The sequence below is a fragment of the Nostoc sp. LEGE 06077 genome (genome assembly GCF_015207705.1).
In the GTDB taxonomy this organism is placed as follows: Bacteria; Cyanobacteriota; Cyanobacteriia; order Cyanobacteriales; family Nostocaceae; genus Nostoc_B.
Genome location: NZ_JADEWI010000081.1, coordinates 1 through 26,772 on the forward strand (window position 1 = coordinate 1; position 26,772 = coordinate 26,772).

Here is a 26,772-nt window from a genome sequence, read left to right on the forward strand (position 1 = left end):
GGTTTGGGAGGGGTAATTTTGTACCTCCCCAGAGTCGGAAAGGCTATAAATCATTTCAAATCTATGACTGTATGCAATAATTAATAAGTTGTTTTTTTGAAAAAATTAATGAGTAAATTTCAAATTGATATTGACTTTAGTAATATAGATGTAAATGCCCTAGAAACAGACGAAGACTTCCACAGAGAAGCTAAAGCATTATTACCTCAAGCATTGCAAAAACTAGGTGAAAGTATCGGAGAAAAAACTTGGGAAGAATTACAAAAAAATTTGCAACAAGCAGGAAGTAAAGCCAAAGGTTCCCAATTAGAGAAACGCAAGTTTATTCAAGAAACAGGTAGAACTTATCAACGCAGAGCTAGTAGTAGAGAAAAACAAGAACTAGAAGATTATCTAGTAGAAGAATTACGGACTTTACAGAATCAAACAAGATAAATATTCATTGACTGGGTAAACTAACATCGAATTAAATCTACCTAAAAGTGATAAATTTCTGCCACTTGCTCAATTAAATCAAGTTGTCATAAAAGTTGAATTGTTTTTTCCCAAACATCAGAAAAACTGGGATACAGGTATTATCTGGTAACTGCATAATTGTGTCATTGCGAGGCGGAAAGACGTTGGTGAAGCTTTCTCAAAAAGTAGTAGTCGGATGGACTGTCTTTTAGTGGAAAGGTTTTTCAATTGCTTTGCGCCACTTCGTTTCCTTCGCAATGACATCCAAAATAGTGGGATGCGCCCCTCAACACTGGCTAATTACACGCCACAACTCAACTCACCAGCTTTTTGGGTAAAGCGACGATTTTCTCTGTAATCTACAGGACAATCAATGACGGTGGGTACATCCTGGGCTAAGGCTTCTTTGAGTATAGGTATAAGGTCGAGACTAGATTCCACTCGATAACCTTTTAAACCCATGCTTTCAGCGAATTTGACAAAATCAGGATTACCGAAATGCACAAAGGATGAATTACCTTTGCCAAAATGGTTTTCTTGTTTCCATTCAATTAAGCCATAGCCACCATCATTAAAGATTAAGGTGACAAAGGGAGTACCGACACGCAAAGCTGTTTCTAATTCTTGGCAATTCATCATAAAGCCACCGTCACCCGTTACCGCAACAATTTTGCGGTTAGGATAAACTAGTTTGGCTGCTAAAGCACCAGGAATAGCAATACCCATCGCCGCAAAACCGTTAGAAATAATGCAAGTATTGGGACTATGGCAATGATAATGACGCGCCATCCACATCTTATGTGCGCCAACATCAGAGATAACGATATCATCTGGCCCCATAACTTGCCGCAAGTCATAAATTAATTTTTGCGGCTTAATGGGATAACCTTCATCATTGGCATATTGTTCATAATCAGCCCGAATTTCGCCACGTAATGTGATGGCGTAGGGATTAGGTTTACCTTGGCGATCGGCTACTTTTAAAATTTCTGATAGAGAGTCAGAAATATCGCCGATAACTTCGACATTAGAAATATAGCTACTATCAATTTCCGCCGCAGCTGTACTAATATGCACAATGGGAATTGTGCCTTCAGGGTTCCATTTTTTCGGGGAAAATTCAATCAAATCATAGCCGATCGCAATGACTAAATCTGTATTGTCAAAGCCGCAGGTAATGAAGTCCCGTTGCTGTAATCCTACAGACCATAAAGCTAAAGGATGGGTGTAAGGAATCACACCTTTACCCATGAATGTATTCGCCACAGGTATATTCATTTGCGTGGCAAATTGCGTCACGGCATCACTAGCTTGACCGCGAATTGCACCATTACCGACTAAGATTAATGGATTCACCGCTTGAGATATGGTGGCGGCGGCGGCGCGGATGCTGGCAAAAGAAGCATAGGTTTTTTCAATTTTATCTAGCCGCAAAGGCTTACCTTCAACGGGCATAGCGGCAATATTTTCTGGTAAATCTATGTGGACTGCGCCAGGTTTTTCGGTTTGCGATCGCTTGAAGGCTTTTCGCACTACTTCTGGTGTAATGCTGGGGCGAACAATCTGCTTATTCCACTTAGTTACTGGGGCAAACATCGCCACCAAATCTAAATATTGGTGAGATTCAATGTGCATTCTATCGGTTCCCACTTGCCCAGTAATGGCCACTAAAGGCGCACCATCAAGGTTAGCATCAGCCACACCAGTCATCAGATTTGTTGCCCCAGGGCCAAGGGTGGAAAGGCAAACCCCAGCTTTCCCGGTTAAGCGTCCGTAGACATCAGCCATGAAAGCCGCACCTTGTTCATGACGAGTCGTAATAAATTTAATTGAAGAATGTTTTAATGCTTCTAAAACGTGTAAATTCTCTTCTCCAGGGAGTCCAAAAACATATTCGACCCCTTCATTTTCTAAACACTTGACTAATAATTCTGCTGTATTCATTTTAATTTCCTCAATAGCGATGCACGAAATAGGAAACGCAGACTTTTTGAAGTATGAGATCTGATTTTAGACTTCATACTTCAAACTTCAGACTTTCCTACTATTTCACCCAAACAGTTTTAACATTGACAAACTCTTGTATGCCTTGAATGCTTAATTCTCGGCCATACCCAGAACGTTTGATACCGCCAAAAGGCAAGCGGGGGTCAGATTTGACCAAACCGTTGATAAATACTGCACCAGCTTCAATTTCGCTAATCAGGCGATCGCGTTCTTGGTCGTTGTTTGTCCAAGCACTTGCACCTAAGCCAAAGGGTGTAGCATTCGCCAGTTTAATTGCAGCATCAATGTCTGGAACCCGGAATAACAAAGCTACCGGGCCAAAAAATTCTTCTTGGGCAATCGGCGCGTCAAGGGGAATATCTGTGATGATAGTTGGTGGATAAAAGTTCCCTGGACGGTCTGACATAGGATACCCACCAGTTAAGACTTTTCCACCACTGTTTTTAGCAACTTGGACTTGCTGATCTAAATCTTGGAGAATATCTGGTGTGGCTAGTGGCCCTAAATCGGTATCTGGTTGCATAGGGTCGCCGACTTTCAACGCCAGGAATTTATCTAATAGCAACTTCTCAAATCGATCAGCGATCGCTTCTTCCACAATAAAACGTTTCGCTGCAATACAAGATTGCCCAGTATTTAACATCCTTGCGGCGGTAGCTGTAGCCACTGCTGTTTCTATATCAGCACTAGCTAAAACAATAAACGGGTCACTTCCTCCCAATTCCAGAACAGTTTTTTTAATATGTTTACCAGCCGTGGCGGCTAAAGATGCGCCCGCTGGTTCACTTCCTGTTAAAGTTGCCGCTTTTACTCGGTCATCAGAAATGATATCGGCAACTTTTGCCGCACCGATTAATAAAGTTTGAAAGACACCTTCAGGAAAACCAGCCCGTTGAAAAATTTCGGCAATTGCTAAAGCAGATTGCGGTACATTAGACGCGTGTTTTAATAAACCCACATTACCAGCCATCAGCGTAGGCGCAGCAAACCGAAACACTTGCCAAAAGGGAAAATTCCACGGCATAACTGCCAAAATTATCCCCATTGGTTGATAGCGTACAAAACTATGACTGGCATCAGTTTTTACCTCTACATCAGCCAAAAAATCAGCGGCATTTTCGGCATAATAGCGACAAACAGCGGCACATTTTTCCACTTCAGAAATCGCGGCTTTATATGGTTTACCCATTTCCAGCGTCATTACTTTAGCAAAGTCTGTTTTTTCTTGGTCTAAAATTTGTGCAGCTTTTTGTAACCATTGCGATCGCTGTGCGAAACTCGTCTTGCGGTATTGCTCAAAAGCTTGATTTGCCAAATCTAGTTTAGCGGCAATTTCTGCATCTTTGAGTGGCTCAAAACTTTTGAGCGTCTCCCCAGTGGCGGGATTGATGGTGGCGATAGCCATTGCCTGACCCCCGTTAAAAAATAGCTTGAGGTAGCCGCCTATTTTTACACAATTCAGTTATAGAAGCTACCATCAAAATTGTAGACTTCTCCCTAATAATTGGGCGCTTAATATTACAATTTCGCAATTAAACATATAACAATAGATACAATAATTGACTGTATTTTTAGGTAAATCTTACCAAGATTAAATTCAGTTATCGGTAATCTTTTTTCGACACAAGTACTAGGCAAAAACTACTAGACATTGTGCCATCGATGAATAATTTTTGTGTGAGCGATCGTCAAATAATTGAGCAAACAACCTCATACAAAGCCAGGTTTTTACGATAGCACCGAAAAACCAAAGGCGCTACTATGTTATTCCTATTTGACTTTTTCATCACTGGAATAGGACTCATATTTGATTTGGAGAAAAAAACCCAGGACACTTTTATTCCTCTTTTCAACTTTTTCTGGGTTCGTTTCCCCAATTTCTCCCCAAAGGCTAATGTAAAAGTTTGTATCGAAAGCTTGTCAGCCTTTGATGCTAGGATTATTTAAATTTTGAGCCTAACCGATGATATGGCACGCACAAAGTCTAGAAAAAAATCCCTATAGATAAACGCTAATTTCCCGAAAAACCAGCAGTATTTCTCAACAGATGGTATAAAAGTTGCAGCGGAAGACAGCAAAAGCGTCCAAAGCACACGCAGATATTTTAAATACAGCGGTAGTCAGATATGTTAAGACAACTTGAAAGCTTAAATGCCAGGAATAGTAAGACTTTTCCTTCTGCCTTCTGTTATAACTTCAATCAGTATTAGGGGTAGCTATTATGCCAACAATTCATTTAATAGATGGTGAAAAGGGTGGGGTGGGAAAGTCTTTAGTCACTCGGACAATGATTCAATATTGTCTGGATAAGAAAATTCCCTTTGTACCGATAGAGACAGATAGATCAAATCCTGATGTAGCTGGTGTTTATAAAGGGATGTGTCAGTATGCTGTATTTACTGAAGATGAACGCCAAGCCGACAAAGCCGATAGAATCTTTGAGATGGCAATGTCTAAGCCTGTAATTGTCAATCTCGCCGCCCAAAGCCATCGCGCCGTCAAAAACTGGATTGATAAAAACCAGTTACTCGAACTAGGAAGCGCGGAAGGAGTAAGTTTTTGTAAGTGGTTTGTGACTACAGGCGGCTATGACAGCCTAAATTTGTTTGTCCAGTCTATAAATAGCTATGGTGATAAAGTTCCCCATGTCCTCGTCAGAAATTGTGGACTGTGTGACGACTGGGAACACGTTGATTCTGACCCAAATATGCAACAGTTAGTGCAGAAGCATAGCGTTCAAGTGGTGGATTTTCCCAAGTTGGCATACAAGGAAAGAAATATCATCGACCAAACTCGTATGACCTTCTCAGAAGCACGAGAGTATAAAGAATTTGGCATTCTCAGTAAACAGCGAGTCGTGCATTTTCTCAAGTTAGCTTATGCTGCTTTTGAAAAAGTCGGCATTTGGTATGAAGAAGTGAAGCAAGCTTGAAATGAGTCAATGATCATTTGTCACTTGTCATTTGTTATGGGTTAATAGTTAATTCTTCTAAAGTAACCGAAGAACAAAAAAGGTACATACCTTAACTTTGCGTTCAAAAACTCCCCCAATCACAAGTGTTCACCAAGATAGCAAGTGCAACCAGAGAAAACACTGGCGCGAGATGCAGCTTCACGGAAAATTGTATCAGGGTGTTGTTGATTACACCCTGGCAAAATAAATTGACTACTGGGGAATTAGAAATTTGGCTACAGTTTGCACATCTTTGTCACCGCGTCCAGAACAGTTAATAATAATTCGGGGACTACCGCTGAGTTGGGGACAGAGAGTTTCGAGATAGGCGATCGCATGGGAGGTTTCCAATGCTGGGATAATTCCTTCTAAACGCGAGAGTTTTTGGAATGCGGCTAAAGCCTCTGCGTCTGTCACACTGTAGTATTCAGCCCGATGAATATCTTTTAAATAACTGTGTTCTGGCCCTACACCGGGATAATCCAACCCAGCACTAATTGAGTGCGCCTCGGTGACTTGTCCATCTTCATCTTGCAGCAGATAGCTCATTGCTCCATGCAATACACCAATTCGTCCTTTTGTCAAGGTGGCAGCGTGTTTATCTGTATTCACACCTTCACCGGCAGCTTCTACCCCAATTAACCGCACAGATGATTCTTTGACGAACTCATAGAACAGCCCCATTGCATTGGAACCGCCACCCACACAAGCCAAGAGAATATCCGGTAAACCGCCCCACTTTTCTAAAGCTTGGGCGCGAGTTTCTTGGCCAATAACTGCGTGGAAATCTCGCACCATCATCGGGTAAGGATGGGGGCCAGCTACGGAACCGAGGATGTAGTGAGTTGTTTCGACATTCGTTACCCAATCCCGAATCGCTTCTGAAGTGGCATCTTTAAGCGTACCTGTACCCGCCTCCACTGGCCGGACTTCAGCCCCCATCAACCGCATTCTAAACACATTCAAAGCTTGACGTTCCATATCGTGAACGCCCATGTAAATTACGCATTCCAAGCCAAATCGGGCGCAAACTGTGGCTGTAGCAACACCATGCTGTCCAGCACCAGTTTCAGCAATAATCCTTTTCTTACCCATGCGCTTGGCTAACAATACCTGACCGAGGGCATTATTAATTTTGTGTGCGCCTGTATGATTTAAATCTTCTCGCTTTAAATAAATCTGCGCCCCGGTACCATCAGGTCGGGCATAATGAGCAGTCAGACGTTCAGCAAAATACAACGGTGTAGCGCGTCCCACATAATCCCGCAGGAGTTGTTGGAGTTCTGCTTGAAACTCTGGAGCATTGCGATATTGCTGATAAGCTGTTTCTAATTCAGCTAAAGCAGGCATCAGCGTTTCCGGGACGTACTTACCGCCAAAGCGTCCAAAGCGTCCTTGTGTATCGGGAACCTGAGCAGTTGTGGAAGAATTTGGAGAAAGGGGAGTAGTAGTCACGGAAGGATATGATCACAAGTAAAGACTTCATTAATTATAGGTATTCTCCAGCAGATAAGCACAATTCGCAATTTGTAATTCGTAATTCGTAATTACAGAAGTCTCACATCATAATAGATTTAGTAGAACTGATCACTACCGCAATTTTGTATGTCTGCTTCTAAATCCAACTCGTCTGATAACAAAATTATCTATCAGGAATTTGGTAACGGTAACTCCGCTGCTACCGAAAGACCAATTCTCGAACTACCGCCACAACAACAAAACTTGAGAATCCAAGCAACTCGCACTGGACGCAAGGGTAAAACAGTCACAGTGATTACAGGGTTTCAAAGCAAGCCGGAAACTTTAGCCGATTTAGTCAAGCAGTTGAAAACGCAATGCGGTACTGGTGGGACAGTCAAAGAGAACACGATTGAAATTCAAGGTGAACACAAGCAGAAAATGTTGGAGATTGTCACCAAACTAGGTTACAAAGCCAAACTCAGTGGCGGTTGAGGAAGCAAATTAACCACATTTTGGCAATGTTATTGTTGAGGAGTATCAATCAAGAGTGACAGGAGGCTGAAATGGACTTAATTAGAATTTTAGCGGCGATTTTTATCCCACCTTTGGGAGTATTTCTACAAGTAGGTTTGGGGAAAGATTTTTGGATTAATATCCTTTTGACATTTCTGGGGTATGTTCCGGGGATTGTACATGCAGTTTGGATAATCGCTAGAAAATAATGTAATTGAATCAATTTATGACTGAGCGATCGCTTTTAATCAAGGGGTTGATTTGGGTGATTGCACCTTAATTTTTTAGCCCAAATTGTCACAATCGACGCTATCACTGATGACTGTTGAAAGCGATCGCTCATCCAAAGATGTTTGTTGGAGTCGTAAGCTCAAATTACTAAGAAATTAGCAGACATAAGGCAGATAATGTCAAGCGTTAAAGTTGAAGTACAATTATCTTCGGAAGAATTGCTCAAAGCAGTTGAGCAATTAAACTTGTCTGAATTAGAACAATTTGTATCGCAAGTTATTGTTTTACAAGCGCAACGTAAAGCGACTGGACTCCCGCAAGCAGAAGCGGAATTATTACTCAAAATCAATCAAGGTATTTCTCCAAATATTCAGAGAGATTACAAAGAATTAATTGCTAAACGAGATGATGAAACTCTCACAGAAGATGAGTATGAAAAATTATTGCTATTAACTGAGCAAATAGAAAAAATCCAAGCACAGCGTATAGAAAATTTAGCCGATTTAGCACATTTGCGGGGGATTCCACTAACTACTTTAATGGAACATTTAGGCATTCACTCAACAAATCATGTCGGAAAATAGAGTGACAGCGCGGCAAAAAAAGTTCGTGGTTCAGCGAGCTAATGGGTGTTGCGAATATTGTAGAAGCCAAGAACGCTTTGCTATTCAAGCTTTTTCTGCCGAGCATATTATTTCCCAGAGTCAAGGTGGAGAAACAAATCTAGATAATTTAGCTCTTTCTTGTCAGGGTTGTAACAATCACAAATATAATAAAATCCAAGGTTGTGACCCAGTAACTGGTGAAACTGTACCTTTGTATCACCCACGTCAACAATTATGGAATGAAAATTTTGCCTGGAATAATGATTTTACATTAGTTATTGGTGTGACTCCAACAGGAAGAGCTACGGTAGAAACACTACAGTTGAATCGAGAAGGAGTTGTGAATTTGCGCCGAGTATTATACGCAATGGGCGAACATCCTCCAGCGAGTGTTAATGATTGATCATAATTTTGACTATTTGTTCCACCTCTGGTGCGCCTTGTGACAATTTTTGCCATATCTCAACGACGCAGCACTATGTGTGGGAAAGATGTTAATTTTTCAGGTAATAATACTACTTCCTCAAGACGTGAAGACCGATCTAGTTAGTTGCGCTCTGCTTCATACAATAACCATATAAGAATTTGTTTTCTCTGCGCCTCATCTTTGGAGTGGTTATTCAAAAGGCCTATGCAACCTACTAATCCTAACCAATTTACCGAAAAAGCCTGGGAAGCGATCGCCCACACGCCAGATATTGCTAAACAATATCACCAACAACAAATCGAAAGCGAACACCTGCTCAAAGCACTGCTAGAACAAGAAGGTTTAGCCAGCAGTATTTTAACCAAAGCAGGTGCGAATCTGCAAAAAGTCCGCGATCGCACTGATCAATTTCTCCAACGTCAGCCAAGGGTATCTGGTACAAGTAGTTCTGTGTTTTTGGGACGCAGTTTAGATACCCTGTTAGATAGGGCTGATAACTATCGCAAAGATTTTAAAGACGAATATATTTCTATTGAACATTTATTGCTGGGTTATGCCAAAGATGACCGTTTTGGCAAAGGTCTACTCCAAGAATTCGGTTTAGACGAAGGCAAGCTGAAAAACATTATTAAACAAATTCGTGGGAGCCAGAAAGTGACCGACCAAAATCCAGAAGGTAAATACGAAGCACTGGAAAAATATGGACGTGACCTCACCGAAGCCGCCCGCAAAGGTCAACTTGATCCGGTGATTGGGCGAGATGATGAGATTCGCCGTACCGTCCAGATTCTCTCCCGCCGTACCAAAAATAACCCGGTGTTGATTGGGGAACCTGGGGTGGGTAAAACTGCGATCGCCGAAGGACTCGCCCAACGCATCGTCGCGGGTGATGTTCCCCAATCCCTGAAAGACCGCAAACTCATCGCTTTAGATATGGGTGCTTTGATTGCGGGGGCAAAATTCCGGGGGGAATTTGAAGAACGCCTGAAAGCAGTCTTAAAAGAAGTTACCGAATCTGGCGGGAATATTGTTCTATTTATTGATGAAATTCATACCGTTGTCGGTGCGGGTGCAACCCAAGGGGCGATGGATGCGGGAAACTTATTAAAACCGATGTTGGCGCGGGGCGAGTTGCGTTGTATTGGGGCGACAACTTTAGATGAGTATCGTAAATATATCGAAAAAGATGCCGCTTTAGAAAGACGCTTCCAACAAGTTTATGTCGATCAGCCCAGCGTTGAAGATACGATTTCCATATTGCGCGGCTTGCGGGAACGTTACGAAAACCACCACGGGGTGAAGATTTCCGATAGTGCTTTAGTAGCAGCGGCGCAACTTTCGAGTCGATATATTAGCGATCGCTTTTTACCAGATAAAGCTATTGATTTGGTAGACGAAGCCGCCGCCCGGTTGAAGATGGAAATTACCTCCAAACCGGAAGAACTTGACGAAATCGATCGCAAAATTCTCCAATTAGAAATGGAGAGACTATCTTTGAAAAAAGAAAGTGATGCAGCATCTCGTGAACGTCTAGAAAGACTCGAAAAAGAAATTGCTGATTTCAAAGAAGAACAAAGAACACTCAACACTCAATGGCAGTCAGAAAAAGATATTATCGACAAAATTCAGTCTGTTAAAAAAGAAATTGAACGAGTTAACTTAGAAATTCAGCAAGCTGAAAGAAACTACGACCTCAACCGCGCAGCGGAACTGAAATATGGCAATTTAACTGATTTACATCGCCAACTACAAGTAGCGGAAAGTGAATTAGCTAACGCCCAAAGAAGTGGTAAATCTCTACTGCGGGAAGAAGTCACGGAATCTGATATTGCGGAAGTTATTTCTAAATGGACAGGAATTCCCATCAGCAAGTTAGTGGAATCAGAGAAAGAAAAACTGCTGCATTTAGAAGACGAACTACATCAGCGGGTAATTGGTCAAGATGAAGCTGTGACAGCCGTCGCCGATGCAATTCAGCGATCGCGCGCGGGATTAGCTGACCCCAATCGTCCCATCGCCAGCTTTGTTTTCCTCGGCCCTACAGGGGTAGGTAAAACCGAGTTAGCCAAAGCCTTAGCCGGATATATGTTCGACACCGAAGATGCACTGGTGCGAATTGATATGTCTGAGTACATGGAAAAACACGCCGTGTCGCGGTTAATTGGTGCACCTCCTGGATATGTGGGTTACGAAGAAGGCGGACAACTCACCGAAGCAATCCGTCGTCGTCCCTACTCCGTGATTTTGTTTGACGAAATCGAAAAAGCCCACCCCGATGTATTTAATATTTTCCTGCAAATTCTCGATGATGGACGCGTCACCGATGCCCAAGGTCATACTGTAGACTTCAAGAACTCAATTATTATCATGACCAGTAACATCGGTTCCCAGTTCATTCTTGATATTGCTGGGGATAACTCCCGTTACGACGAGATGCGCCATCGAGTCATGGAGGCGATGCGGAACAGCTTCCGACCAGAATTTCTCAACCGGATTGATGAACTGATCATCTTCCACAGCTTAGATAAAAAAGAACTGCGCCATATTGTGCAGTTGCAAGTAGGAAGATTAAGAGAAAGATTGAGCGATCGCAAAATATCTCTCAAACTCGCCGATGCGGCGCTGGATTTCTTAGCAGAAGTCGGTTACGACCCCGTATTTGGCGCACGTCCACTCAAACGCGCAATTCAACGCGAGTTAGAAACACAAATCGCTAAAGCCATCCTCCGCGGCGAATTCCACGACGGCGACACCATCTTTGTCGATGTGCAGAATGAACGCTTGGCGTTTAGTCGTTTACCTGTGGAAGTATTTAGCAGCTAATTTAAGATTATTTCACTAAAAAACGCAGAGGTTCGCCTTTGCGTTTTTTTATGGGTTGTTATCTGGTTCTGTATATTTGCAGAAAACGTTAATGCCGATTTTGAGGATATATAAGACTACAATTGTAGCGATCGCTGCATCAATCGGAATACCATGAACAGCCGCCACAGTTACCAATGAGCCAATAATACTATTAAGTAAAGCAGCACTACCAGGGTTTTTCGTATATTCTTTAATTTTGCCTTGTAACCCATCATCGCCGCATATTTCCGCGCGAATTTCATTTAGGGTCAATTGTAATAGAGATTTATTTTGACCGAAAGCTGCTTTACCAAATTGCTCTTGCCAAAGTTCATCAAAACTAGTTTCTAAATCACCGTTATTTTGCTGTAGAGTAGCGAGTGCTTTTTGTGCTTGCTCATCTTCGATAATTTGTTGTAATTCTTGAATTTCGGTGGGGGATAATTGAGTAGTCATATCATGCCTCATCGTCATGCTTTTCTAAAGATGCGATCGCTGTTCCTTGAGAATGATGATTTTTTTGGTTTCTCACATAAGAAACAGCATTGTCTAACTGCTTACTACCTAATGACAATACACCATATCCGCGCTGCCAACCAAAAATAATTGCATTATTTGATATATGATAATTTTGATTTAAAAAATGCGTGCTACTACCTTTAATATTTTTGACAAAATCAGCTATAGATAAACTAGGTGGTATTGAAGCTATTAAATGGATATGGTCTTCAATGCCGCCAATCGCATGAATAATACTATTAAGAAAATCAGCTTTCCCAATAATATAATTATAAAGTTCAGCTTCTTTATCATGCGTAATCAGAGGTTGGCGTTCTTTGGTTGCCCAGATAAGATGATAATAAAGCCGCCAAAAAGCCATGATATATTTTTCGGTATAAGAGAGAATTTATCGATTGTATTTTCTTTAAAGTAAATCTGCCAACTCCACCTAGTAATTAATTCTCAGAAACGGACTGATAATTTATATAAATTAATTTTATTGACATCTTCATTAGTTGTCTTCAGACAACTTACGCTATGAGCCTGGGGTTTATAACCCTAGGCGGGTATGGTCGATAGTCTATTCTGTATTTATTATGAGTAAATCTGCCAAGTCCGCCTAGGAATTAATTCTCAGGCTCCTAGCAAAAGTCCGTTTCAACGGACTAATAATTTATATAAATTAATTTTACTGACATATTCATCAGTTGTCTTCAGACAACTTACGCTATGAGCCTGGGGTTTATAACCCTAGGCGGGTATGGTCGATAGTCTATTCTGTATTTATTATGAGTAAATCTGCCAAGTCCGCCTAGGAATAAATTCCCAGGCTCATAGCAAAAGTCCGTTGAAACGGACTGATAATTTATATAAATCAATTTCATTGACATCTTCATTAGTTGTCTTCAGACAACTTACGCTATGAGCCTGGGGTTTATAACCCTAGGCGGGTGATTATGCTTCTCCATTAGGACGTACGTTGATTCACAACATTACGCCGTTGATTCACAACATTACGCCGTTAGTTCACAACATTACGTCGTTAGTTCACAACCTTAAGCCGTTGATTCACAACATTACAACGTTGGTTCACAACCTTACAATATTCATTCAAAACATAACAACGTTGGTTCAAAACATGACAACGTTGGTGCAGAACATTACAACATTCATTCAAAACATAACAACGTTGGTTCACAACCTTACAACATTTGTGGCAAATGCTTATATATTCGCAACCACAACTTAAACAAAACTTATAACCAAATCACAATAAATTAGGATGAAAATCAAGAAATTCAATTTCTCTAACTCTTCTCCTCCGAGCCTCTGCGTGAAATAAAAATCATCCCCCCAATCAACAACACTAATACTTCCCTAGCACAGAAAAAACAAAACTGTTAACTGATAACTGTTACAGCCTATCTCGCACTGCCCAAATTGCCTCGCGCACCTCTCCAGCGCACTCTTTACCCGTCGCCTCGCGCCAAATGCTTTGAAACTGGCTTTCACCTAACTGCTGGAGCATACGGGCTAAATCATTGATACGATAACCAATCCAATCTTGATTATGCTTTAAGTCAATTGCTAAAACACGAATGTAAATTGGCAAAGCCTCAACGTAATTTTCTTGAGCTTCTAAAACCCTTCCCCACTTACCCAATGTTGCTGAAGCCTTATACCAATCACGGAATTGTGCAAAAACTTCATAGGTTTTTTGATAATAATCAACAGCCACATCAAACTGCCGTTGCTCTTGGGCTACCATGCCCAGTTGGTGATATTGCCTAGCAGCACTGTACAAATCCCCGGCATCTTCTTTTATCTTCAGCGCCTTGTGGTAGTAATCAACAGCCACATCAAACTGCCTCTGCTCTTGGGCTACCATGCCCAGTTGGTGATATTCACCAGCAGCACTGTAGAAATCCCCAGCATCTTCTTTTATCTTCAGCGCCTTGTGGTAGTAACCAACAGCCACATCAAACTGCCTCTGCTCTTGGGCTACCATGCCCAGTTGGTGATATTCATCAGCAGCACTGTAGAAATCCCCAGCATCTTCTTTTATCTTCAGCGCCTTGTGGTAGTAGTAATCAACAGCCACATCAAACTGCCTCTGCTCTTGGGCTACCATGCCCAGTTGGTGATATTCATCAGCAGCACTGTAGAAATCCCCAGCATCTTCTTTTATCTTCAGCGCCTTGTGGTAGTAATCAATAGCCACATCAAACTGCCTCTGCTCTTGGGCAATATTGCCTAAATTATGATTAACACTGGCAATTTTGTCATTCACTGAGGAGTCATTTACAGCTATCAGTTCATCCAGAATTTCTTGATAGATTTTCTTTGCTCCTTCCAAGTCAGCACTTTGAGCCGCTTCATTGGCATCTACACCCCGCAGATACATCCAGAAATCCAGAGCATCTTCACCCTTTGCTTTCGCATCTGCCAAGTGAATACCAATTTGGTTCAGTGTCCGTTGTCGCAGTGACTTAAATTCGGGTTTGCGCCCTATCCGCTTATACACATCCCCCACGGCTTGCAGAATCCATTGTGCATAAGCCCATTCCTGCTGATGTTCAGCAAGGCGGAGATTTTGCAACAAATTTGGTTCTTCGACTCGCAGCACAAAAGTTGCTACTTCTGTTTTGCTGATGAGTTTCTCACGGTAGCTATCCGCCAAATAAGCGTAAAAAATCAGCAACTTTTTTTCGAGTTCGTTAATCTTGCGTTGCACCTCCATAACCGCCTCGGAATCAATTCCGAGGCTCATAGCCGAAGTCCTCTCAAGAGGACTAGATAATAAACTCCCAGAATCTTCAGTCCGTTTCAACGGACTTTCACTATTAGCCTGGGAATTAATTCCCAGGCGGGTATGTTCAGCGTCACCATTCATTCCCAAGCAAACTTGTTGGTTCAACTTCTGCCGCAAATACCAAGGTAACGCAGGGTGAATTTTGTAGATGCTCTCACCCAAATATTCCACAATACCTGCTGCGGCGGCTTCATTGAGAATCTGTAACCAATCAGCTTTTTGCAAGTTCTCCCCAAACACCGCCCGATAAGCTTGTCCCAATTCATTATCAGAACTTGCTGAAAAACTATGCAGCCAATGTGCATCAACCCATTCCGAAAACAGCGCCAAAAATGGTAAATGCTGACGTGTTCGTTCTGACAACTTGGCAAAGGAATAATCCAACGACACAGTAAGAGATTTTTCTCTCTCTTCTTCCTCCTGTCCCCTAAAAGTATCCAACCCGCACCGCAGCGCCTCAATTAACTGCACAGGTGTCTGCATCTTTAAATGCGGTAACACCACCCGCAAAGACAACGGATGTCCCCCCAACAATTTCAACAATTCCAAATACTCTGCTGGTAGGTTCTTTCTCTCCACACCCACCGTTTGCAAAATCTTCGAGGCTAACTCTTGGGCATCCGCTTGAGACAACCCCCGCAAGTTGATTAAACTATACCCACAATCCAACCAAACTTCTTCGTGGCGACTGGTAATTAATACCCAAGATTTACCACCCCGCAATTCCTTAAGAAACCGCTTCAGCTTGTTTCTCTCTTCCCCACTTAATAATGGTTCATTCCCCGTAGGGAAACCATTGACAGGTTCAAAGTTATCCCAAATCAACAAGCAAGGATTAGTTTGCAGATATTGCCGCACCACATCCTCTTGCTTATCTGGCATCATTTGGGAAAATCTCTCACCTCCTAACGCCCTACCAATTTGGTTAATTACCTGACTCAACCCCGCACCCTGTTCAAAAGAGGTGAAGAACATACCGCCTGTACGTCCTTGAGTGTCATTTAACCACCGGGCGAAACCTGCGGCTAACTCAGTCTTACCAACGCCGCCCATTCCCTGCACCAAAACCAGATGATTTTGCCGAAATGCTCTCTCTAAACGCAAAATCTCATAATCCCGCCCAATAAAACCATAAGCACTTTCATCAGGTAAACCTACAGCCTTGCTGGTTTCTGGGGTGTTGTCTGTTTGCGCCATCAAATCGGCAAAACTGGGTGCTGTCTTTTTAGGAACAAAAGGCGTATAGGGTTCTTGCTGATATAACACCGGCACAAGCCAATCTTGTAAAGGTAAATTTCCTTTGGGACTGGGGCGCATTTTGTCAATAGACATGGACTTACGCCCGGCTGCAACTGCTGTAGCGATACACTCTCCCCTGACTAATTCCCCATACAACCGCCCAATAAAGTGTTCTGCACCTTTGGCGTAAACTGAATACGCCATCGCTACTACACCCTTAGCGCCCAATTTCACCAACTGTCCCGCCACAGAGGAAAATGCTTCTTCGCCTACTTGTCCAGACTTGCAAGCATTCAGCACAAAAATAGGCACACGACAATCTGTTAAATATTGGGCAATTTCCCTAGCGCTGACAGCTTGCTCATTTCCCTGTTCATCCTCAAAGACTAAAACTCCCTGAGTCTCGCTGTCAAAATTCCCATGTCCATCAAAATGGACGATATGGTAAAAACCTTTATTCGCTTGCAGTTCCGCTTCAAATGCTTTCAAGCTAGGGGGACGCAATACCTTAAGATTGACTCGCTGACGTATCGGTTGCAGCGCCGCCAGCAGTGGACGGGCAATGGTTTTAAACCCAACGTCTTGCTGATCGTAAGGACGGGCAATAACTAGTAAAATATTCAGTTGGTCATCGGGCATTGCTGGCAATGGTGCTTTTACGCCCTGACTGCTGAGACTGCGATACATCCCCGCCAGTGAAGGTGCAAGAAATTGATAATCGGGGGAATATAGCAATTCCCAAGGCAAGTTCAGCACTTCGGCATTATCAGAAATGATGACCAGTTCACAGTTATCTAGCCCTTCCCGTGTCGCTTCCTGAAAAAACTCTCTTCCTTTCTCTGTGCTGCGAAATACTAGTTCAAATAATTCTTGTCCCCAATGCTGTAATTTTTGTTCAATTTTTACAGCGTTATCTGGAAAAATACCGTAAGGAAACTTTAGATAATCTTCTAAATACCAGCGCAACTCAGCCGCGTTTTCTTCATCGAATGGTTGCTGAAAGGTGACTTCTGACGCAAAACGGGGACTTTTATATCCCCGTTGCCAAGAAAGTTGGATTTTGTCATCTTGATGAGTAATCCGCAACCAATTTTGCGCCATAACGAACTCTACCACTGGTTAGTTAATCTGATGGTAACTTAACTCAGTAATTCACGTAGAAGTCGGTTGATTACGTAAAATCGATACTATAGCGTTTTGCAGTTGAATGGAATACAAACCTAACCCCTAACCCCTTCCCTACAAGGGAAGGGGAATAAAACTCAAAGCCTCTCTCCTTGTAGGAGAGAGGTTTGGAGAGAGGTCACAACCGTGCTACATTCAACCGAGAACCGCTATATTTTGATGGTCTGTTGCCAAGCTTTCCTGGCATCTTTATCAAAGTCAGCAAGGGGGATTGACAGTAACCTCTCCTCTGCCCCTCCGCTCCTGAAGCTCCCCTGCTGTCTCAACGAAGAGATGCCTTAACCAAACGGTATTGCTTGCACACCGATAAATTTAGCCGCTTTTACTCCCGATAGTTAGCATCTAACCAACAACGCGGTAAACTTTCACCGGAAGGAAAAACGAGATTTTCTTTAGAAAAAGAATCGTTATCTTGTTCTTCTTGACCTTTTTGGTCTTTTCCATGCACGATATTCACATTCGGGTCGATTAATTCTTGAATATCAGTAATTTTGACTAAATCACTCGTATCTTTGATTTGTAGTAACATAATTAACCTCCATAAGTAGATAGTGCAAAATTATTTACCAGAAGCTTCCACTAATTTCTTAAAGTGCATATATGCTTGTTCTGGTGTCAGCGGTTGAGATTCTTGTTCGTTAGGTATGTAGTATTGTCTGCTATCGGGAAAATAACGCACCACAAAGCTAGGGATGAGATGTAACTCTAAGGCTTTTTTTCCTAGCTTATCGACTGTTTCCGCCAGAGTGTATTCATCGTGAAATTTATAGGCATTCATATCTATCACCTCCTAAAAATAGGGGTGTTAAAAGATTAATTTATGGAATAATTAAAATCCCAAAATTAGAATTCGCGTTGATATTTTTCTAAAATATCAACCAGATTCACCTGACATTGCAGGGGAAGTAAATCGATTAATGCTAGTTCCCTTCTCCCGCCGCCTATCTTTACGGGTATAGATTCTAATACTTTAATTACGCTGTCTTCATTGACAGCGTTAGAAGTAATTAAAGGATATAACTGCTCGGCGACAACGGTATGTAATTTGGCATCAGATAAATAAAGATGCCATTTGGCAATATCTATATAGACATTTTCGCCAATTTCCGATGCTAGGGCTTCTAGTAATTCTGCGGTGTTAGTCTTAGCCATAAAAATCACCCTATATTAAGAAAGAGTGCCAGATTTCAGCCTATATAATCATTATCGCTCAATTGCTCAAGCTAACTCTACTCCCACAGGTTACATAAGCCCTAGCATGGACTGTCCGTCTTCAGGTGGATTTAGGCGGTGTAGATGAATAGTTAGCGATCGCGGCAATATACACTAAATGCACCAACAAAACTATTACCCAGCCTGTGGTCAATAACGGTAGCCACTGCCAATCTGTTGTTTTTAAAATATGAAAGAACCAAAGACCAGAGTTAATTGTGGCAGCTACAGCGACATGGACAGCAAAATTCATGCGGTCATCTAACCTGCGAAATTCAGGGTCACTGCGATCGGGTTTGCGAGGCCAACGAGGAGGCATAAATATTTGTTACAAGTTTCAATACACTTGATTATTTTAAGGTGTTTGGGAGTGCAGTTGCGATCGTCTTGTCAGAATGCCAAACCGCAACTTTAACCCCAGGAATTTTTGTAAGCAGATTCGATAGTTTTTAACAATTCTGGAATGTCATAGGGTTTAGATATAAAATGAGCAATTCCCAAGGACGAGGCTAATTCGTCTAAATAACCGTGTGCTGTAGCTAAAACAACGGCTATTTTTACACCTTTTGCCTGGAGGTGCTTGTAGACTTCAACTCCTGTGAGTTTTGGCATTCTATTATCTAAGATTAATAAATCTGGTTGCTCGTTGATGACTGTTTCTATCGCTTCTTCACCATTTTTAGCTTCTGAGACTTGCCAACCTTCCTCCTCTAAAAGAAAACTCAGCATAGCTCGACTATCATCATCATCATCGGCAATCAGTATTTTTCGCTTTCCTGAATTGTTACTGTTCATCTTTAATTTTTATGATTGGTAGATAAAAAACCTGCGAGGTCGGTGTTGATTGAGATATATGACAAATTGAGTTCACAATAAAACTGATTTGTGCTGACTCAGAATGAGGAATTTCCTTGACTACTACTTTTACGGTTCCGCCTTTACCTGCATAATCAAAAGCTTGCAGAAAATAATGCAGTAGCTGGCGTAATAGGCTTCTTGGATCAGCGAGTACCATGATTGATTTATCCCAGTCAGTCTCTACTTCTACCTGACGAATCACAGCTTCCGTCGAGAAAAGATCAACTAAGTTGGATATGCTATTAGTCAATGACACAGGTTGGAGTGTGCCTATCTCGAAAGATGCTAAATTGCGCCAAATTTCCGCACGGCGACAAAATATCTGAATTGATTGTTCAGCCTGACGCAGCAATTGTATCGCGTAATCTAAACGGTTAACGGCTACCATCCGCGAAATGACTTCTAGTTTTAAGCGTGCAGCCTGATGTGCTTGGACAATATCTTGACGTAATTCTTCCAGTGGTTGATATTCATTGGGGTTGGACTCTAAAACCCGACTAACATCTTTTTCTAAGTTAGCGATTAATAATTCTGCTTCAATTCCATGAGAAGCGCACAGCAATATTTCTTTCAGCCGTTGTCTAGCGTCTGCGCGTCGGAGAGAGATACTCAAAACTCCGAGAATTTCCTGTCTGTCATCACGTAGAGGAATTCCCTGACAGGTAAACGGATGGAACCCATCAATGAAATGTTCTGCACTAATAATTTCTACATAATCTGCTTCTGCTAATGGCGTACCAATACCATTAGCACCTGCTACAGCCTCCGATAACAAAGAACCAGGCCCAGGAAAAGGTTCTGGCCCTTGTACAGTTTGTTTGTCACCTACTACATCTAGGACGATCGCTGTGCTGTCACCTAACATAACTGCATGACGATCTGTACCAGCCGCTTGTGAGAGCATCCGAATATAAGGAGCCGCAACTTGAATCAAAGTCCGCTTTTGCTCTATCAACCTTTCTGTAGCTAAGATTGACAGCTTTTCGGCTTGGAGAGCTTGAGAGTTCGCGCCTAGTAAATGCGATCGCTCCCAAGCACGATAAATAGTTGAACGCAACATCTGAGCCGGAATGGCACCAGTAGATTTATATACCCGTCGAGCTTCTAAGATATCTAGCTCTTGAGGTGACATAGCTTTAATACCCCTTTGCTGATCAAGTTCAGCTTTATATGTTCATCCTAAGCTGTTATATCAATTTTTTGATAACTAGAGAATTTTCTGGCTAATTTTAAAAGATAAGTGAATTTCCGTATCGGCAAAACTTAACTATTTATTCATAATTAAGGTTTTTGTAATATTTATTTAATCTCATCAAAAATCTCTCCTTCGTTTATATCTATTAAAAAAGATTGCCCATTTAAAAAACATTTTTCTAAAACAGTATTAATAAATACCAAAAAGTATTATATAAGAAATATCAAATATTCAAAAAAATACATCAACCATGTGAGATACATTTAAATTTATATGTGTTATGAATGATTCTCCTATTTGATAGAGGGAGACATTATCTCCACTTGTAAATATGGTAATAACCATAAAAAGTAGGTGGCAAAAATGGCTAAAGCAAACCCAGTGGAAATCCAAAAACACTTAAAGGGAATTGACTATCCCGCAAGCAAAGAAGAATTAGTTAAACACGCTCAAAAGCTGGGGGCAGATCGCAAAGTTCTATCATTATTAGAGCAGTTGCCAGATGATGAAAAATTTGACAATCCCACCGATGTCAACAAAGCCATAGGTGAGATTGAATAGCCTATAGTTCTGATGCAGAGTAATTTCCAGATTTCCCCCCAGTTTTACTAATTAAATGAATTGATTCAATTTGAATCGACTTTTCCAAAGCTTTTGCCATATCATATAAAGTCAATGCCGCCACAGAAACGGCAGTTAAAGCTTCCATTTCCACACCAGTTTCCGCTTTGGTTTTCACGGTAGCTTGGATGTGATAACCAGGTAATTGAAAATCAGGGGTAATTTCCACAGCAACTTTTTGCAATGGTAGGGGATGACACAAGGGAATTAAATTCGCTGTTTGTTTGGCAGCCATAATCCCTGCTATCCGCGCCGTGGCTAATACATCACCTTTAGGAGTATTGCCAGCCTGAATGGCTGCTAAGGTTTCTGGCAACATCCGCACCCTAGCCACAGCAACCGCTTGGCGGACTGTAGAGGCTTTAGCAGAAACATCTACCATCTGTGCTTGTCCTTGGGAATCCAGATGACTTAACTCGGCAGAAAAATTTTTTGGAGAATCGTCTTGCATGATTTAGGAATATAGTGCTAATATATTTTTCTGGCAGGGGCGTGTAGCTCAGTGGACTAGAGCACGTGGCTACGGACCACGGTGTCGGGGGTTCGAATCCCTCCTCGCCCGTATGAAAAGGCAAAAGAGTTAAACTCTTTTGCCTTTTCCTTTTTCAATTAATATTATTCAACGAATAGACATCTTCAGTGCGACCCAGCGCAAAGCGTAAGGAACTAGTAAGACTTTTGTTTGATAAGGTGAGGAAAACTAGCAGTGCTAAAAACGTGAGTGCTGCACTGTACCCAAACATATTACGGTAGCCGACAAACTCGCTGACGTAGCCAAAAATCGGCGCTGCGATCGCAATTCCTAAATCCAATCCAGCCAGACAAATAGCAAAAACTCGCCCCCGTTCTTGTTGTAGTGAACGATCTGCCATCATAGTAGCCATCATGGAAAATATTGTTCCGCCACCGCAGCCTTCGGCGATGGCAGATATCAAAAAAGCATTGGCGCTGTTAGCTTGCCATAGTAATGCACAAGCCAAGCTATATGCAGCAATCCCAAAAGTAATAAACAAACCTCGACCGAAGCGATCGCTGGCGCGACCAGCCAACACTCTGATTATAAAACTAGAAATGGCTGAAACTGTGAAAAACCAGCCACCATTAAAATTTACTTCCGTAGATTTAATAAATAACGACACAAAGACATGCACAGCACCGATAGATGTCCCTACCAGTAACATCACTACAGATGGAACTCTCACCCTTGGACTCATCAATATTTGCCAAAAATTACTATTTCGGCGTTCCGATTGTGATTGTGCATTTAATGGTGGATTGATGACTTGTAATCCACACAATACTCCAATCACAGCTATGGCGGCGGTAAACAAGAAGAATTGCGAATAGCCAAAACTTTCTTGTAAATATCCACCAATTGCTGGCCCAATGGCTAAACCAATGGGTGCAGTTAAACTCATGTAACTAATAATTTCTCCACGAATAGCCACAGGTGCTAAATCAGCTACTAAAGCACTGTAGCCAGTGCTAAAAGCTGCAATACTAATACCGTGAAAAATCCGTAGCAGGAATAATAAGGGGATAGATTTAAAAACTAAATAGCCAAGAGGTGCGATCGCTGCTACTGTGAGTCCAATCAATAAAACCAGTTTACGCCCACGCTTGTCGGCTAGTTTGCCCAGCATCGGACGAAACACCAACAACCCAATGGCAAAGCCACCCATAACTATGCCAATTTCTTGCTTACTACCACCCACATCCTGAATGTATAGCGGTAAAGTTGGTAAATAAGCGGCTGTACTTGACCAGAATAACAAACCTGCCGCAAACAAAATCAGCAGGTTTCGCCGGAGTTCGGCATCAAATGTATTAAAAGCTTTCAAGGTAGATGCAAAGAACACTAACTATAATTGCTTTAATATTTTTACGTTAGTTAACATTTTTTGCCACTGCTTCTCGTATCCGAATGGCTATTAAAGCACATTGAGACAAGTCCGGGAGTATCAAAGCAGAAGCGAGTAGCTTGGGTGAAGGCGTATAAGAGATAGTGAAAACAAAACAGTAAATCCATATCATACCTTCACCCAACACCAGATCATGTTTTGTAAATAAGTCCTTTTATAAAGAAATAATTGCAGCGTTATTCAAACACTACATCTTCGTAAAGTTCTGCAATTGTTCCTTCAAAATTAATGCTCTTTAGTTGAAAGGTTTTGTCTTGGGATGTGTATGTTTGTAAAACCCAAAAACCATCATCATTGAGTCGCAAACATTCAACTCGCTGGCGTTTCGTATTAATTAAAACGTACTCTTTTAAGCTTTCTATTGTTTGATAATCAGCAAATTTATCACCACGGTCAAAGGCTTCAGTAGATTCAGATAAAACTTCAACAATTAAACAAGGAAATCTTTTATGTCCTGGTGTTTCTTTGTCTCTTGAATCGCAAGTTACCATCACATCAGGATAGTAATATCGATTCAAAAATTCAATTCGAGCCTTCATCGCCAGAATATAAACACGGCATTCAGAACCACGTAAGTGATTTCTTAAAAGTACACCAAGATTTCCCGTAATTGTAACGTGGGAATCTATTGATCCATCTAGTTTATATGTGTGTCCATCGATATATTCGTGTTTAATGGAGCTTTTTTCCTCCATTTGCAGATATTCTTCGGGCGAGATGTAGTTGGGTGAGGCTATCATAATCAGTCAAAAGGCAAAAAAAAACCTATTATTAATGTTAACTAGGCATTAAATCAAGTTGGGTGATTTTTATTTTCAACTACTTCTCTGACTCGATAGATAGGTCTCCCCTGCGATTCATGGTAGGTACGCATCAACAATTCTGCCAACAGACCAAAACAAAATAGCTGTACACCAGTCACTAATAATAAAACTGCCAAAATCAGCAACGGACGATTACCAATCATTTCACCCAAGGCAAACTTGACAAAAGTCAAATAAATTCCTATTCCCACACCCAAAACCATCGAAATCAAACCCAATAAACCAAAAACGTGCATCGGGCGGGTGAGGAACTTTTTCATAAACAAAATAGTTAGCAAATCCATTAACACGCGAAAAGTCCGGGATATACCGTACTTACTGCGACCAAATCGCCTCGCGTGGTGACGCACGGGCATTTCTGTAATTCTTGCCCCTTCAATATATGCCAGTGCTGGTAAGAATCGGTGTAATTCGCCGTAGAGGTGCATATCTGCCACCAATTCTGAGCGATAGGCTTTGAGAGAACAGCCGTAGTCATGAATATACACACTTGTTGTTCGGCGAATCAGCCAGTTAGCAATTTTAGAAGGAAGTAAGCGATTCACCGCGCCATCTTGGCGTTTTTGCCGCCAACCACTGACCAAATCGTAGCCTTCATCTAACTTTGCTAATAACATCGGGATATCAACCGGGTCATTTTGCAAGTCAGCATCTAAAGTGACAACTGCTTTACCCACTGCATAGTTAAAACCAGCAGACATGGCTGCGGTTTGGCCATAATTGCGGCGCAGAATTACCGCTTTTAAATCGCTGCGAATTTGCGCTTGTTGTTTGAGAAATTCCGCCGAACCATCTGTAGAACCATCATCAACACAGATGATTTCATAACTGATTTGACTATCAGATAAAGTAGATGCGATCGCCTGGATTAAATGCGGTAAACTTTCTACTTCATCACGTACCGGTACTACTACCGACACCGCAGGTAAATTTGCGGAAATCGCGCCATTTTCCTCACTCATTCTCTCTGGAATCAACCCACTCCTCATAACTCTCCGCGTCCTCAGATCCTCTGTGGTTCGTAACTTTGCACAACTTTGCCAGCACCGCGTAGCTGCTGATAATATGACCGACTCACCGCATCTCCCTGTTCCGAAAGAACATCAATCCCTATACCATTGCGTCCTTGAGTCTTTCCTGAACTATGGATATAAGCACCATCACCCAAATAAAGCCCGACATGGGTTGCTTTTTCTGGTGTGCCGAAAAATACTAAATCCCCTGGTTCTAATTCCGTCAGTTTGACTGGTTGCACAAAAGCTTCTTGCTGATAAGCATCTCTTGGTAGCCAAATTCCCACCGAGACAAACGCCGTCTGCATCAAACCAGAACAGTCATAATTTGGCCCCACTGTCCCACCCCAAAGATACTCATTAGGTTGTTCTATAGCTTTTTGGGCAAAAGCAATCACGTTGGGAAGCAGTTTTTTAATTTCAGTTTCCGCCAATGTTGCAGCCTGATAATGTACAGTAGCAGGTTGTAATAAACCTAAATCCGCCAACGACACCCAGCCTGGATAATCATCCTCACATAAATACACCTCAACCGCTGTATCCTGATGATTTGATGTTACCTGCAAATGTCGCCCAGCAGCAGCTTGAGTTGCCAAGCCCGTACATCCTGGAGAATCGTATAAGTTGAGGTTAGCGAGACACTGGTATTCAGATGCGGTCAAATTGAGGATTTGGGATTCTGAATTAGAGAGCATTATTCAATGGTTTTCTTTAGAAAAGACGAACAACTCGAAAATTTGGGTAATGGCATTTTAGAGGCAACTTGGGCAACATTCCCGACATTAGCCCAAAATCAAATTGCCCTGACTTGGGTTGTCTATGATCCGCCAGTACTTGTAAATACTGGTGGCGCTTTAACTCCCAATGCCTTTTGGAATCACCCAGTCCGTGGTTTTACTTATCGCGGTGTGGAACGGATTTACCCCGCAAGTGTAATTAAGTTATTTTACTTGGTAGCAGTAAATGAGTGGTTAGAAAAAGGCATGATCCAAACCTCAAAGGAATTGGAACGAGCCTTGGGCGATATGATAATTGATTCTAGTAATGATGCGACCAGTTTAGTGGTAGATATTTTAACTGGTACTACTTCCGGGCCAGAGTTACCACCAGGGCCATTTGAAACTTGGAAACAACAGCGTCATATTGTTAACCGTTACTACCAGTCCTTGAGTTGGGAGGAAATGGAGACAATAAATGTCTGCCAAAAAACTTGGGGTGATGGCCCTTATGGCCGGGAACGCGCCTTTTATGGGGAGATGCTGGATAATCGCAATATGTTGACGACAAATGCGATCGCCCGTGTGGTACATAGTATTGTCGGTGGGGTGGCAGTTTCGAGTGGGCGATCGCAAGCTATGATGAATCTACTCAAACGCAGCCTTAACCCAGAAGATTTACCTCAAAACGTCGAAGAAGACCAAATTACAGGTTTTATCGGTGGTGGTTTACCGCAAAACGCGCAAATTTGGTCAAAGGCAGGTTGGACAAGTCAAGTGCGTCACGATGCAGCGTATATTGAGATACCGGATCAACGTCCTTATTTGCTAGTAGTTTTTACTGAAGGTAAAGCCAATGCTACCAACCGCGACATTCTACCTTTTGTCTCTCAACTAGTTGCAGAAGCCATTAGCAATCTGTAAGGTTTTACCCACTACCTGAAAAGTAATTTAATTTTTTAATATTTCATTTTCACTACTTACGTCTTTCTCAGGATGTAGGAAATAAATTTGTGATGTTAAAGTCGAAGCATTGCCAAATTTTGCGGAGTATAGCCATAGCCATAAAGATTAGGACGTAAACTATAAGAGTTAGCATTGCATCTACCCCATCCCGATGGCAAAAGCTTATAGTGATGATTTCCGGCGAAAAGTTATGCAAGCGATTGAATTAGAT

Annotated in this window: 26 protein-coding genes and 1 tRNA gene; 10 read left to right on the forward strand and 17 right to left on the reverse strand. The window is 41.9% G+C overall.

The features are described from left to right. Window positions 1-108 precede the first annotated feature (108 nt). Window positions 109-435 (forward strand): hypothetical protein, encoded by a 327-nt coding sequence (locus IQ244_RS29755; protein ID WP_193900289.1) that lies wholly within the window; start codon window positions 109-111, stop codon window positions 433-435. Between the two features lie 321 nt (window positions 436-756). On the opposite strand, the gene IQ244_RS29760 is transcribed toward IQ244_RS29755, so the two are convergent. Both IQ244_RS29760 and IQ244_RS29765 read right to left on the reverse strand, forming a co-directional pair. Then, window positions 757-2,400 (reverse strand): acetolactate synthase large subunit, encoded by a 1,644-nt coding sequence (locus IQ244_RS29760; RefSeq protein WP_193900290.1) that lies wholly within the window; start codon window positions 2,398-2,400, stop codon window positions 757-759. Between the two features lie 100 nt (window positions 2,401-2,500). Beyond that, window positions 2,501-3,868, reverse strand: coding sequence for an NAD-dependent succinate-semialdehyde dehydrogenase (locus IQ244_RS29765; protein ID WP_193900291.1), 1,368 nt, complete (start codon window positions 3,866-3,868; stop codon window positions 2,501-2,503). An 816-nt stretch (window positions 3,869-4,684) separates the two neighbouring features. Between IQ244_RS29765 and IQ244_RS29770 the strand changes: the two genes are divergently transcribed. Then, window positions 4,685-5,395, forward strand: a complete 711-nt coding sequence (locus IQ244_RS29770) for a mobilization protein (protein ID WP_193900292.1) — start codon at window positions 4,685-4,687, stop codon at window positions 5,393-5,395. Window positions 5,396-5,629: 234 nt separating this feature from the next. Here IQ244_RS29770 and trpB read toward each other — a convergent pair whose 3' ends face one another. Continuing rightward, window positions 5,630-6,871 carry a tryptophan synthase subunit beta gene (gene trpB / locus IQ244_RS29775; RefSeq protein WP_193900293.1) on the reverse strand — a complete coding sequence of 414 codons (1,242 nt, stop codon included), beginning with the start codon at window positions 6,869-6,871 and terminating at the stop codon, window positions 5,630-5,632. 150 nt (window positions 6,872-7,021) lie between these two features. Here trpB and IQ244_RS29780 point away from each other — a divergent pair, with 150 nt between their 5' ends. The 5 genes from IQ244_RS29780 to clpB all read left to right on the forward strand — a co-directional run bounded on the left by IQ244_RS29780 (window position 7,022) and on the right by clpB (window position 11,476). Continuing rightward, a complete protein-coding gene (locus IQ244_RS29780; RefSeq protein WP_193900294.1) occupies window positions 7,022-7,369 on the forward strand; it encodes a translation initiation factor in 348 nt (115 codons plus the stop codon). A 71-nt stretch (window positions 7,370-7,440) separates the two neighbouring features. After that, complete coding sequence (locus IQ244_RS29785; RefSeq protein WP_193900295.1) at window positions 7,441-7,599, forward strand: YqaE/Pmp3 family membrane protein; 159 nt, start codon at window positions 7,441-7,443, stop codon at window positions 7,597-7,599. Between the two features lie 198 nt (window positions 7,600-7,797). Continuing rightward, entirely contained in the window at window positions 7,798-8,205 is a 408-nt protein-coding gene (locus tag IQ244_RS29790) for an STAS/SEC14 domain-containing protein (protein WP_193900296.1), read from the forward strand. After that, window positions 8,192-8,629 carry an HNH endonuclease gene (locus IQ244_RS29795; RefSeq protein WP_193900297.1) on the forward strand — a complete coding sequence of 146 codons (438 nt, stop codon included), beginning with the start codon at window positions 8,192-8,194 and terminating at the stop codon, window positions 8,627-8,629. The genes IQ244_RS29790 and IQ244_RS29795 overlap by 14 nt, the downstream gene beginning before the upstream one ends. Before the next feature lie 228 nt (window positions 8,630-8,857). Further along, window positions 8,858-11,476 carry an ATP-dependent chaperone ClpB gene (gene clpB, locus IQ244_RS29800; protein WP_193900298.1) on the forward strand — a complete coding sequence of 873 codons (2,619 nt, stop codon included), beginning with the start codon at window positions 8,858-8,860 and terminating at the stop codon, window positions 11,474-11,476. Window positions 11,477-11,524: 48 nt separating this feature from the next. Here the strand turns inward: clpB and IQ244_RS29805 are convergent, their stop codons facing one another. The 9 genes from IQ244_RS29805 to IQ244_RS29845 form a co-directional block, all read right to left on the reverse strand. After that, a complete protein-coding gene (locus IQ244_RS29805; RefSeq protein ID WP_193900299.1) occupies window positions 11,525-11,953 on the reverse strand; it encodes a hypothetical protein in 429 nt (142 codons plus the stop codon). 1 nt (window position 11,954) lies between these two features. Next, complete coding sequence (gene tnpA, locus IQ244_RS29810) at window positions 11,955-12,377, reverse strand: IS200/IS605 family transposase (protein WP_193900300.1); 423 nt, start codon at window positions 12,375-12,377, stop codon at window positions 11,955-11,957. A 1,035-nt stretch (window positions 12,378-13,412) separates the two neighbouring features. Then, a complete protein-coding gene (locus IQ244_RS29815) occupies window positions 13,413-17,150 on the reverse strand; it encodes a CHAT domain-containing protein (protein WP_193900301.1) in 3,738 nt (1,245 codons plus the stop codon). 406 nt (window positions 17,151-17,556) lie between these two features. Continuing rightward, complete coding sequence (locus tag IQ244_RS29820; protein ID WP_096579244.1) at window positions 17,557-17,763, reverse strand: acetyltransferase; 207 nt, start codon at window positions 17,761-17,763, stop codon at window positions 17,557-17,559. A 30-nt stretch (window positions 17,764-17,793) separates the two neighbouring features. Continuing rightward, window positions 17,794-18,012, reverse strand: coding sequence for a hypothetical protein (locus IQ244_RS29825; protein WP_193900302.1), 219 nt, complete (start codon window positions 18,010-18,012; stop codon window positions 17,794-17,796). Between the two features lie 65 nt (window positions 18,013-18,077). Then, entirely contained in the window at window positions 18,078-18,386 is a 309-nt protein-coding gene (locus tag IQ244_RS29830; RefSeq protein WP_193900303.1) for a DUF3181 family protein, read from the reverse strand. A gap of 121 nt (window positions 18,387-18,507) precedes the next feature. Then, window positions 18,508-18,765: a 2TM domain-containing protein gene (locus IQ244_RS29835; RefSeq protein WP_193900304.1), complete on the reverse strand. Its 258-nt coding sequence runs from the start codon at window positions 18,763-18,765 to the stop codon at window positions 18,508-18,510. A gap of 92 nt (window positions 18,766-18,857) precedes the next feature. Next, the gene (locus IQ244_RS29840; RefSeq protein WP_193900305.1) at window positions 18,858-19,241 is read right to left on the reverse strand and encodes a response regulator; all 384 of its coding nucleotides are present in this window, start codon (window positions 19,239-19,241) and stop codon (window positions 18,858-18,860) included. Next, a complete protein-coding gene (locus IQ244_RS29845) occupies window positions 19,231-20,436 on the reverse strand; it encodes a sigma-54-dependent Fis family transcriptional regulator (RefSeq protein ID WP_193900306.1) in 1,206 nt (401 codons plus the stop codon). The genes IQ244_RS29840 and IQ244_RS29845 overlap by 11 nt, the downstream gene beginning before the upstream one ends. Window positions 20,437-20,862: 426 nt before the next feature. On the opposite strand from IQ244_RS29845, the gene IQ244_RS29850 reads away from it, so the two are divergent. Then, window positions 20,863-21,060, forward strand: coding sequence for a DUF2795 domain-containing protein (locus IQ244_RS29850; RefSeq protein WP_193900307.1), 198 nt, complete (start codon window positions 20,863-20,865; stop codon window positions 21,058-21,060). A 1-nt stretch (window position 21,061) separates the two neighbouring features. On the opposite strand, the gene moaC is transcribed toward IQ244_RS29850, so the two are convergent. After that, the gene (gene moaC / locus IQ244_RS29855; protein WP_193900308.1) at window positions 21,062-21,571 is read right to left on the reverse strand and encodes a cyclic pyranopterin monophosphate synthase MoaC; all 510 of its coding nucleotides are present in this window, start codon (window positions 21,569-21,571) and stop codon (window positions 21,062-21,064) included. Window positions 21,572-21,608: 37 nt separating this feature from the next. Here moaC and IQ244_RS29860 point away from each other — a divergent pair. Beyond that, window positions 21,609-21,682 (forward strand) — tRNA-Arg (locus IQ244_RS29860). A gap of 43 nt (window positions 21,683-21,725) precedes the next feature. Here the strand turns inward: IQ244_RS29860 and IQ244_RS29865 are convergent. The 4 genes from IQ244_RS29865 to IQ244_RS29880 form a co-directional block, all read right to left on the reverse strand. Then, a complete protein-coding gene (locus IQ244_RS29865) occupies window positions 21,726-22,961 on the reverse strand; it encodes an MFS transporter (protein WP_193900313.1) in 1,236 nt (411 codons plus the stop codon). Window positions 22,962-23,218: 257 nt separating this feature from the next. Next, the gene (locus IQ244_RS29870; protein ID WP_193900309.1) at window positions 23,219-23,782 is read right to left on the reverse strand and encodes a Uma2 family endonuclease; all 564 of its coding nucleotides are present in this window, start codon (window positions 23,780-23,782) and stop codon (window positions 23,219-23,221) included. A 53-nt stretch (window positions 23,783-23,835) separates the two neighbouring features. Beyond that, window positions 23,836-24,855 (reverse strand): glycosyltransferase family 2 protein, encoded by a 1,020-nt coding sequence (locus IQ244_RS29875; RefSeq protein WP_193900310.1) that lies wholly within the window; start codon window positions 24,853-24,855, stop codon window positions 23,836-23,838. Between the two features lie 14 nt (window positions 24,856-24,869). Next, window positions 24,870-25,574 (reverse strand): C40 family peptidase, encoded by a 705-nt coding sequence (locus IQ244_RS29880; RefSeq protein ID WP_193900311.1) that lies wholly within the window; start codon window positions 25,572-25,574, stop codon window positions 24,870-24,872. Between the two features lie 6 nt (window positions 25,575-25,580). Between IQ244_RS29880 and IQ244_RS29885 the strand changes: the two genes are divergently transcribed. Beyond that, window positions 25,581-26,519, forward strand: a complete 939-nt coding sequence (locus tag IQ244_RS29885; protein ID WP_193900312.1) for a serine hydrolase — start codon at window positions 25,581-25,583, stop codon at window positions 26,517-26,519. The last annotated feature ends 253 nt before the right edge of the window (window positions 26,520-26,772 follow it).

Coding starts and splice junctions, on each gene's coding strand:
- IQ244_RS29885 (WP_193900312.1), top strand. CDS start 25,581: ATGGTTTTCTTTAGAAAAGACGAACAACTCGAAAATTTGGGTAATGGC.
- clpB (WP_193900298.1), top strand. CDS start 8,858: ATGCAACCTACTAATCCTAACCAATTTACCGAAAAAGCCTGGGAAGCG.
- IQ244_RS29755 (WP_193900289.1), top strand. CDS start 109: ATGAGTAAATTTCAAATTGATATTGACTTTAGTAATATAGATGTAAAT.
- IQ244_RS29875 (WP_193900310.1), bottom strand. CDS start 24,855: ATGAGGAGTGGGTTGATTCCAGAGAGAATGAGTGAGGAAAATGGCGCG.
- IQ244_RS29780 (WP_193900294.1), top strand. CDS start 7,022: ATGTCTGCTTCTAAATCCAACTCGTCTGATAACAAAATTATCTATCAG.
- IQ244_RS29790 (WP_193900296.1), top strand. CDS start 7,798: ATGTCAAGCGTTAAAGTTGAAGTACAATTATCTTCGGAAGAATTGCTC.
- moaC (WP_193900308.1), bottom strand. CDS start 21,571: ATGCAAGACGATTCTCCAAAAAATTTTTCTGCCGAGTTAAGTCATCTG.
- IQ244_RS29765 (WP_193900291.1), bottom strand. CDS start 3,868: ATGGCTATCGCCACCATCAATCCCGCCACTGGGGAGACGCTCAAAAGT.
- IQ244_RS29845 (WP_193900306.1), bottom strand. CDS start 20,436: ATGTCACCTCAAGAGCTAGATATCTTAGAAGCTCGACGGGTATATAAA.
- IQ244_RS29850 (WP_193900307.1), top strand. CDS start 20,863: ATGGCTAAAGCAAACCCAGTGGAAATCCAAAAACACTTAAAGGGAATT.
- IQ244_RS29870 (WP_193900309.1), bottom strand. CDS start 23,782: ATGATAGCCTCACCCAACTACATCTCGCCCGAAGAATATCTGCAAATG.
- IQ244_RS29825 (WP_193900302.1), bottom strand. CDS start 18,012: ATGAATGCCTATAAATTTCACGATGAATACACTCTGGCGGAAACAGTC.
- IQ244_RS29760 (WP_193900290.1), bottom strand. CDS start 2,400: ATGAATACAGCAGAATTATTAGTCAAGTGTTTAGAAAATGAAGGGGTC.
- tnpA (WP_193900300.1), bottom strand. CDS start 12,377: ATGGCTTTTTGGCGGCTTTATTATCATCTTATCTGGGCAACCAAAGAA.
- IQ244_RS29880 (WP_193900311.1), bottom strand. CDS start 25,574: ATGCTCTCTAATTCAGAATCCCAAATCCTCAATTTGACCGCATCTGAA.
- IQ244_RS29770 (WP_193900292.1), top strand. CDS start 4,685: ATGCCAACAATTCATTTAATAGATGGTGAAAAGGGTGGGGTGGGAAAG.
- IQ244_RS29785 (WP_193900295.1), top strand. CDS start 7,441: ATGGACTTAATTAGAATTTTAGCGGCGATTTTTATCCCACCTTTGGGA.
- IQ244_RS29835 (WP_193900304.1), bottom strand. CDS start 18,765: ATGCCTCCTCGTTGGCCTCGCAAACCCGATCGCAGTGACCCTGAATTT.
- IQ244_RS29840 (WP_193900305.1), bottom strand. CDS start 19,241: ATGAACAGTAACAATTCAGGAAAGCGAAAAATACTGATTGCCGATGAT.
- IQ244_RS29795 (WP_193900297.1), top strand. CDS start 8,192: ATGTCGGAAAATAGAGTGACAGCGCGGCAAAAAAAGTTCGTGGTTCAG.
- IQ244_RS29830 (WP_193900303.1), bottom strand. CDS start 18,386: ATGGCTAAGACTAACACCGCAGAATTACTAGAAGCCCTAGCATCGGAA.
- IQ244_RS29820 (WP_096579244.1), bottom strand. CDS start 17,763: ATGTTACTACAAATCAAAGATACGAGTGATTTAGTCAAAATTACTGAT.
- IQ244_RS29815 (WP_193900301.1), bottom strand. CDS start 17,150: ATGGCGCAAAATTGGTTGCGGATTACTCATCAAGATGACAAAATCCAA.
- IQ244_RS29805 (WP_193900299.1), bottom strand. CDS start 11,953: ATGACTACTCAATTATCCCCCACCGAAATTCAAGAATTACAACAAATT.